At 75.0% G+C, this 8,525-nt stretch carries 2 protein-coding genes; both read right to left on the bottom strand.

Annotated features, from left to right (window positions below; all coding sequences use genetic code 11):
- Nucleotides 1-23 precede the first annotated feature (23 nt).
- Nucleotides 24-3,950 carry an amino acid adenylation domain-containing protein gene (locus ACFWY5_RS30265; protein ID WP_379635970.1) on the bottom strand — a complete coding sequence of 1,309 codons (3,927 nt, stop codon included), beginning with the start codon at nt 3,948-3,950 and terminating at the stop codon, nt 24-26.
- Nucleotides 3,947-8,386 carry an amino acid adenylation domain-containing protein gene (locus tag ACFWY5_RS30260; protein WP_379635968.1) on the bottom strand — a complete coding sequence of 1,480 codons (4,440 nt, stop codon included), beginning with the start codon at nt 8,384-8,386 and terminating at the stop codon, nt 3,947-3,949. The genes ACFWY5_RS30265 and ACFWY5_RS30260 overlap by 4 nt, the downstream gene beginning before the upstream one ends.
- Nucleotides 8,387-8,525 lie beyond the last annotated feature (139 nt).

Genomic DNA, 8,525 nt, shown 5'->3' with positions numbered 1-8,525 from the left:
GTTCGTGTCTCCAGAGATCGCGTTCAGACGGGGAAGTGGCCCAGCAGGCCGGCCGCGGCGTCGCGGCCGATCACGGCGGGGTCGCCGGCCACCCAGAGGCGGCCCGCGTGCTCGGCGTGGGAGATGACCAGGGGGTAGTGCTGCTCGGGCGCGTCGGACCGGCCCTCGTCGGCGAGGGGTTCCAACAGGCTCCGGCGGATGAGGATCTGGCGTCGGGGGTGGCCGCGCAGCGCCGCGCCGCCCTGGGGATGCAGCAGGTGCAAGATCTCGTACTTCAAGGGGTCGGCCGGTGACTTCTCGCCCACCAAAGCCGGATATATCCGGCTAAGACCGCCAGCCGGGGTGATCTCCAGGTCGGCCACCAGCGTCGGCCGCCCCAGCCACGTCGCCGTAGCGGCGAGAATGTCGGCGGACGTGAGCGCGCCGACCGGCGCCGACATCCTGAACCTCGGCCCGACACCGGGCGACCAGGGCCCGAACACCTCGGCCGTGCCCTTGGCCAGCAGCCCGAGCCAGCCTTCGAGATCATCCTCACTGGCCTGAAGGTGTTCGGGCGCGCCGCCCTGTGCCGCTTCTCCGGTCGAAAGCTGGTGCAGGACACGGTGCAGGGACGCCTCGTCGAACACCGCGGCGTGCGCGACCGCCACCAGCCGCCCGGCGACGGCGACCACCCGCAAGGGCCTTCCTGCGGCCAGGTCCACGCCCTTGCGCGCGAGTTCCAGCGCGCCGGCCAGATCCGTGCCGTCGTGCGTGAGCAGATCCGCGGCCCGGGGGACGATCGTGGCCCGCCACGGCCTGCGGTCCGGGGTGGCGATGGCCAGCCGTACCGCATCGTCCAGATCCGCGACGGAGGCGAGCGCCCGGCCCTCGACCATCCCGGTGATCAGGTACGACTCGACCGGCAGCCCGGAGCGCCGTAGCCGGTGTGCGGCCAGCGGCAGCTCGGCCGCTTTCGCTACCGGCGCCGGTCCGCCTTTCGCGAGCAGGAGGGCCAGGGTGGCCGGGGTCCGGTGGTCGAAGACGTCGCCCACCGACAGGGGCGCCCCCGCGCGGCTGACCAGGCGCATCGCCGTGATGCTGTCCCCGCCGAGCTCGAAGAAGTCGTCCTCTGCCCCGACCTCGCCCGTCAGCCCCAGCACGTCACGGAACAACCCGCACAGCCGCTCCTCCGCCGCCCCCGCCGGCGGCCGGCCGGTCCCGCGCGACGGTGAGCCGGGATCGGGCAGCGCGCCCCCGTCCACCTTCCCGCTGGCCGTCCGTGGCAGCGCGTCGATCGGCACGAACAGCGCGGGCACCATCGCCGCGGGCAGCAACCCGCCCAGGTGCGCGCGCAACACGCCGGGTTCCACCTCCCCGTCCCGCCCGACGACATAGGCGACCAGGTAGGTGCCCCCGTCAACCCGGCGCGCCGCACGGACCGCGCAGTCGCGCACCCCGGGATGGGTCCGTAGCGCCGCCTCCACCTCCCCGGGCTCCACCCGTACGCCCCGGATCTTGACCTGGCCGTCGATCCTGCCCAGGAACTCCAGCACCCCGTCGGCCCGGCGGCGTACCAGGTCACCGGTGCGATACATCCGCGTACCGGCGCCGGACGGGCAGGCGACGAAGTGCCCGGCGCTCAGTCCCGGGCGCCCGTGGTAGCCGCGCGCGAGCTGCACCCCGCCCAGATAGAGCTCGCCCGCCACCCCGTCGGGCACCGGCCGCAGCCAGGTGTCCAGCACGTAGGTGGCGGTGTTCCAGATCGGCCGCCCGATCGGCACGACCGCCTCCGTGTTCGCCTCGAACGCGGTGACGTCGATGGTGGCTTCGGTCGGGCCGTACAGGTTCTCGATCGCCACCGTCCCCAGGACGGCCCGCGCGCGCTCCACCAGGTCCCCGGGCAGCGCCTCGCCGCTGCAGACGATCCGCCGGAGACCGGGAAGGTCCGCGCTGCCGGGCCCGTCCAGGAACTCCCGCAACATCGACGGCACGAAGTGCACGACCGTGACGCGCTCCCCGCGCATGACCTCGGCCAGGTAGGCGGGGTCGCGATGCCCGCCGGGCCGCGCCATCACCAGCTGGGCGCCGTGGGTGAGCGGCCACCAGAACTCCCACCCGGACACGTCGAAGCCCGCGGGCGTCTTCTGCAGGACCCGGTCATCGGCCCGCAGCGGGTAGGCGTGCTGCATCCACCGGATCCGGTTCGCCAGCGCCCGGTGAGTGATGGCGGCGCCCTTCGGCCGTCCGGTGGAGCCGGAGGTGTGCAGCACGTAGGCGACCCGGTCCGGGTGATGCTCCTCGTCGAGCACCCCGTCGGTGCCGGGCAAGCTCTCCTCGGTCACCACGTACACCGGTCCGGTGTCGTCCACGATCGCGCGCGACCGGGCGGCGGGCTGCTCGGTGTCGAGCGGCACGTATCCGGCGCCCGTCTTGAGCGCGGCCAGCAACGCCACCACCAGCTCGGCCGACCGGGCGCGGGCCACGCCCACCAGCCGCTCGGGCCCGGCGCCGCGCGAGCGCAGCGCCCCGGCCAGCCGCTCGGAGCGCCGGTCCAGCTCGGCGTAGGTGATGACCTGCCGCTCGTCGCGGACCGCGGGCCGGTCGGGGTGCCGCGCCGCCTGCTCCCTGAACATCCGCACCACATCGATCTCCGGTACGGCGACCGCGCTCCCCCGGGCGGGACCCGCCTGCTCCGGCAGCACGTCCACGACCCTGGCCCCCGGATCGGCGGCCATCGCGGCGAGCACGGCGGCCACCCGCTCCGCCAGATCCGGCGGCTCACCGGCGAGCGCCCCCGGCAGCCGGTCGACCGTCAGCCGCAGCCGCGCCCCCGGCACCACGATCAGCGTGAGCGGATACCCCGTGGCGTCGGTACCGCTCACCCCGCGCAGCCGCAGCCCCCCGTACGACCGCCCGTCCAGGACGGCCGCGTCCACCGGATGGCTCTCGACGACCACCAGCGTGTCGAACAGCGCCCGCCGTCCCACCGCCCGCTGAACCGCCGCCAGTCCCACGTGCTGCGCGCCGAGCGTGCGAGCGTGATCGTCGCGCACCCGGCGCAGCAGCCCCGCCACGGACTCGGCGGGATCCAGCACCACACGCGCCGGGACGGTGTTGACGAACAACCCGACCATCGACTCGATGCCGGCCACCTCGGCGTCGCGCCCGGAGACCGTCAGCCCGAAGACGACGTCGCCGCGGCCGGTGAGCGTCCGCAGCACCAGCGCCCACGCGGCCTGCGCCGCCGTACCGAGCGTGACCCCGGCCGTCCGGCACAGTTCCCGCACCGCGGCGGATGTGTCCTCGCTCATCTGCGCGGCCGAACGCTCCGGCCGCACGCCTCGCGGCGCGTCCGGCACGCCTACCAGCGTCGGCCCGTCGAGCCCGGCGAGCCGTTCCCGCCAGGCGGCCAGCGCCGCGTCGTCGCCCCCGTCGCGCCGCCGCTCGCGCAGCCACGCCAGGAAGTTGCGGTACGGCGGCGCGGGCGCGAGCCGCCCCGGATCGCCGCCGCTCTCGTAGAGCCGGAGCAGGTCGCCGACGACCAGCGAGTTCGACCACCCGTCCAGCAGCAGGTGATGGTAGGTGAACAGCAGCCGGTGCCGCCCCTCCACGGTCACCAGGGTCATGCGCAGGCAGGGCGAGGCGGTCAGGTCGAACGGCCGGAGCGCGTCGGCCGCCTTGATCCGGGCGTAGGCGTCCCGGCCGGCTTCGCCGTACACGTGGAGGGGCAGGACGCTCTCGGCCGGGATGACCTGGACCGCCTGGCCGGAGGCGCGGGTCACGAACGCGGCCCGCAGGTTGGGATGGCGCACGAGCAGGGCCTGGCCGGCGGCGCGCAGCCGTCCGGGGTCGAGCGGCCCGTCGAGCTCCAGGTCGAGCTGGACGACGTAGGGGTCGTGGCCGCCGCCGGAGTGGAACAGGATGCCTTCCTGGAGCGGGCTGAGGGGGAGAACGTCCTCCAGGGCGGTCATGCGTGCCTCCACTCGCGCTGGAGCCGGTCCAGTTCGGCCGGATCGAGGTCGTCGATGAGCGGGCCGGCCGCTCCGCTCAGCTCCTCGTGCCAGAGGCCGGCCAGGCGGCTCACCTCAGCCTCGGTGAGAAGCTCCTGCGCCCAGGTCCATTGCACGTGCAGGGTGGGGCCTTCGCGGAGCACGGCGTTGATCTCCAGGCAGTGCGGGAGGGGCAGCGCGGGGTCGGCGTGGCCGCGGACGACTTCGTCCTGCTCAACCGACTGCCAGCCTTCCGCCCGGTCGTGGACGCGGCCCCAGTAGTTGAAGCCGATCTGCGCCCGTGGCAGGGACGCGAGGACCTGTTCCGTGCGGGGGTTGAGGTGGCGCAGGAGGCCGTATTCGACGCCGCGCTCGGGTGACAGGCGCTCTCGCATCTCGTCGTGCGGGCCGAGGCGGAGGCTGACCGGGTATTGGCTGGTCAGCCAGCCGACCGTGCGGGAGAGGTCGGCGCCGGGCAGCAGCGACTCCTCCCGCCCGTGCCCCTCGACCTCGATCAGGAGCGGCGGCTCGCCGCCGGTGTGCCAGCGGGGTACGGCTCGGGCCAGGGCGAGCAGCAACGTCGCCTGGGCGTCGGCGCCCGGGGCGGTGAAGGGTGCGGTGGTGAGCAGGGATCGCGTGCTGCCGACGGTGTCGCGGGCGGGGTCGAGCGGCCGCCCGCCGAGCGGGGCGCCCGCGTCACGGGCCAGGTCGCGCCAATAGGCGAGGCCGGGCTCACCGGCCGCGGCCCGGTCGTGGAGGTGGCCCGCCCAGGCGCGTAGCGTCGTGCCCGGCTCGGGCAGGCTGATCGGCTCGCCGCGTACACCCTGGTCGCAGGCGGTGGCGAGGTCCTGCAGGAGGACCGGCCACGAGACCGCGTCCACGGCCAGGTGGTGGACGGCGATCAGCAACCTGCGGGAGTCCAGCCGCGCGAAGGCGGCCACCTCGGCCGTCACCGGGTCCAAGCCTGCCGAGACTCGCTGTTCGTCGGTTTCGGAGGCCAGGACGTCCGCGGCACGGACCGCGCCGGGTTCCCTGATCACGTGCCGCCAGCCGCCGGTGCCGCCTGGGGGCACCAGGCGCGAGCGCAGGGCGTCGTGGGTGTCGAGCACGGCCTGGACGGCGGCGGTGAGGATGGCGGGGGTGATGCCGGCGGGCAGGTTCACGACTCGGGCTTGTGTGTAGCCGGTCAACGGGCCGCCTCTGGCGAGCAGTTCGGCCAGGATCGGGGTGATCGGCACCTCGCCGGAGCCCGGTTCGCGGGGCGGGGGCTCGTTCGTGGTGGCTTTCAGGAGGGCGCGGGGGCTCTGGTGGACGAAGACGTCCCGGGCCGTGAAGCGCAGGCCCGCCGCCCGCGCGCGGCCGACGAGGCGGATGGCCGCGATGCTGTCGCCGCCGAGCGCGAAGAAGCCGTCGTCGGGGCCTGCCCGCTCCAGGTCGAGCACCTCGCGGAACAGGCGGCACAACCGCTGTTCCGCCGCGGTTCCGTGGCCCGCCGCCGGGGCTCGCGGTTGCGGCGCGGGGAGGGCGGTGCGGTCGAGCTTGCCGGCGCGGGTGAGCGGGAGGGCGTCCAGCACCACGACGTGCGCGGGCACCATGGCCTGGGGCAGGAGGCGGGCGGCGTGGGCGCGTACCTCCTCGGGGTCCAGGGCGGCCGAGCGGGACACCACGTAGGCGATGAGGCGTGCGCGGGCGCCGTGGGCGGCCACTGCGGCCTGGACGACGTCCTCGTGGGTGGTGAGCGCGGCTTCCACCTCACCCGGCTCGATGCGGTTGCCGAGGATCTTGAGCTGGTCGTCGGCCCGGCCGAGGTACTCCAGCAGGCCGTCGCCGCGGCGGCGGGCCAGGTCGCCGGAGCGGTAGAGGCGCTCGCCGGGGGCGAAGGGACTGGCGACGAAGCGGGAGGCGGTCAGGCCGGGGTGGCCGAGGTAGCCGCGGGCGAGCTGGTCGCCGCCGAGGTACAGCTCGCCCGTCACGCCCTGCGGCACCGGCCGCAGCGCCTCGTCCAGCACATGGGCGGCGCAGCCGGGAGCGGGGACGCCGATGGGCACCGTCCCGGCAGGAAGCTCGCCGGCGTCGGTGAGCTCGTGGACGATACAGCCCACGGTGGCCTCGGTGGGGCCGTACTCGTTCACGGCGGTCCGGGCGCCGGGCTCCCGGCGGCCCGCGTGCCAGTCCCGCAGGTGGGCGCCGGTCAGTGCCTCGCCGCCGACCACGAGCGTGTGCGGTCCGCCCAGGGCGTCGCCACGGGCGCCGTCCAGCAGGGCGAGGTGGCTGGGGGTGCACTTGGCGAAGGTCAGCCCCTCGACCGGCTCGGCGAACTCACCGGCGACCACCCGCCCGCCCGCCGTCAGCGGCCCGAGGGCGCTGGTGATGTTGAGGTCGGAGGTGAGCGGGCCCGACAGCAGCGCCGTCCCGGCCAGACCCGGGTAGCGCTCACCCGCCCACGACAGGTACGCGGCCAGCGCGGCCCGGCCGACCACGACCCCCTTGGGCCGGCCGGTGGATCCGGAGGTGTAGATCACGTAGGCGGCCTGGCCGGGGTGGGGCAGCGCCCGTGCGGGCCCGCCGGACACGTCGCGGCCGAGATGGTCCGCAGGTGCGGGCCCGCCGGACGCCTCGCTGTCCACGCGGTCCGCTTGTGCGGGCGCTCCGGACGCGTCGCTGTCCAGGCGGTCCGCTCGCACGGCTTCGACACCCGCGGGCAGGGGCGGCGATCCGGCGGCCGTCACCGCGAGGCGGGCCCCGGCGTCGGCGATGATGGCGGCGTTCCTGGCGGGCGGATGGTCGGGATGGAGCGGCAGGAACGCGGCGCCGGCCTTCAGCGTGGCCAGGACGCCGACCAGGCCCCACGCCCCCGCGGGGAGCGGAAGCGCCACGACGCTCTCGGGTCCGGCGCCCCGTTCGGCCAGCCTTGCGGCCAGGACGCCGGAGAGGCGGTCGAGCTCGCCGTAGGTCAGGTGCCCCACGGCGATCCGCTCCGGATGGGCGGCGGCCCGCTCGGCGAAGCGGCGGGTCACCCAGGTCTCCGGCTCCGCGACCCGGTGCGGCGGGCCCTGGGCGAGGGCGAGCTGGTCGCGGTGTTCGGCCGGGGAAAGGAGGTCGACGCGGTGGAGAGGGAGGTCGGGGTCGGCGACGGCGGCCTCGATGAGGCGGACGAGCCGGTCGGCGAGGGTCCGGGCGGCGGCGGGGCTGAAACGGGCGGTGGCGACGTTCAGCACCCCCTCCAGCACCCCCTGCAGCGGCCCGTCTCCTGCGTGGTCGACGAAGGCGAAGGTGAGGTCGAACTTGGCGGTCTCGGCGGGGACGGGGATGACCTGGCCGAGGAGGTCGTCCAGCGGTAACCGGCGCCCGTCGGCCTTCTCGTACACGGTCATGACCTGGAACAACGGGTTGTGACCGGGTGAGCGGGCCGGGTTGAGGCCGTCCACGAGGCGGTCGAACGGGATGACGTGGTGACCGTAGGCGCGCAGCCCGCGCTCGCGCACGCGGGCGAGGAGCTCGCGCAGTGTGGGCCGGCCGGACAGGTCGGCGCGCAGGACCGTGGAGTTGACGAGCAGGCCGATGAGGTCGTCCCAGCGCGGCTCGTCGCGGCCGGAGACGGCGACGCCCAGCGGGATGTCGTCGCCCGCGCCGAGCCGGTGCAGCAGCGCGGCGACGGCGGCCTGCAGCACCATGAACGGGCTGGCCTTGCTCTGCCTGGCCAGGGTACGCAGCGCCGCGGCGGTGGCGGGCGGAAGGGCGAACGCCACGTCCGCGCCCTCGTCACCGGTGCCGGAGCGGTCGGCGGGCAGGGGGATGTGCTCGGGCAGGCCGTCGAGTGCCTGCCGCCAGTGCGCGATCTCCCGGGCGGTCAGCGACCCGGGATCGCGCTTGTCCCCCAGCCGCTCGCGCTGCCACCGCGCGTACTCGCCGTACTGCGCGGTCCGCGCCGCGCACCACGGCGCTCCCCCGGCCCGGCGCGCGCGGTAGGCCACGTGCAGGTCCCTGGCCAGCACCTGGAACGACCACTGGTCGGCCAGCACGTGGTGCAGCACGAACAGCAGCACCGGCGCCCCGCCGTCCACCCGGAACAGCCACACCCCCCAGGGCGGCTCCTTCTCCAGGTCGTACGGCCGCGCCACCGCCGCGCGCACCCGCTCCCCCACCTCCGGCTCCGCGACGTCCACGACCACGAGGTCGCCCCGCCACCCCGCCTCCACGCGCTGGCACGGCTCGTCGCCGGCGGCGGCGATCACCGTGCGCAGGATGTCGTGCCTGGCCACGACGTCGGCCAGCGCCCGGCGGAGCGCGAGCTCGTCGGGCATGCCGTTCAGGCGCAGCGCGAAGGGCATGTTGTAGGTCGCCGAAGGGCCGTTCCAGCGGTGGAGGAACCAGAGGGCTCGCTGTGCGTAGGACGCCGGTGTGGAATCTGCTGCCATCGCGGGTGGTCCGCCTCCTGAAAGGTCCCCTGACCGTCCCGGACGGGACGAAGCAAACTTAGGTTAGGCTAACCTAAGTTCTCTGACAAGAGCCTCCGAGGAGAACATCCGCCCCCCGGACGGGCGCGTGATCATAGGT

This window comes from Nonomuraea sp. NPDC059007, assembly GCF_042740555.1.
In the GTDB taxonomy this organism is placed as follows: domain Bacteria; phylum Actinomycetota; class Actinomycetes; order Streptosporangiales; family Streptosporangiaceae; genus Nonomuraea.
Note: the sequence above shows the minus strand (reverse complement) of the source record. Positions and strands in the feature narration are given on the sequence as shown.

Excerpts from the sequence above, each read along its gene's own strand:
- ACFWY5_RS30265 (WP_379635970.1), bottom strand. The coding sequence starts at position 3,950 with ATGACCGCCCTGGAGGACGTTCTCCCCCTCAGCCCGCTCCAGGAAGGC.
- ACFWY5_RS30260 (WP_379635968.1), bottom strand. The coding sequence starts at position 8,386 with ATGGCAGCAGATTCCACACCGGCGTCCTACGCACAGCGAGCCCTCTGG.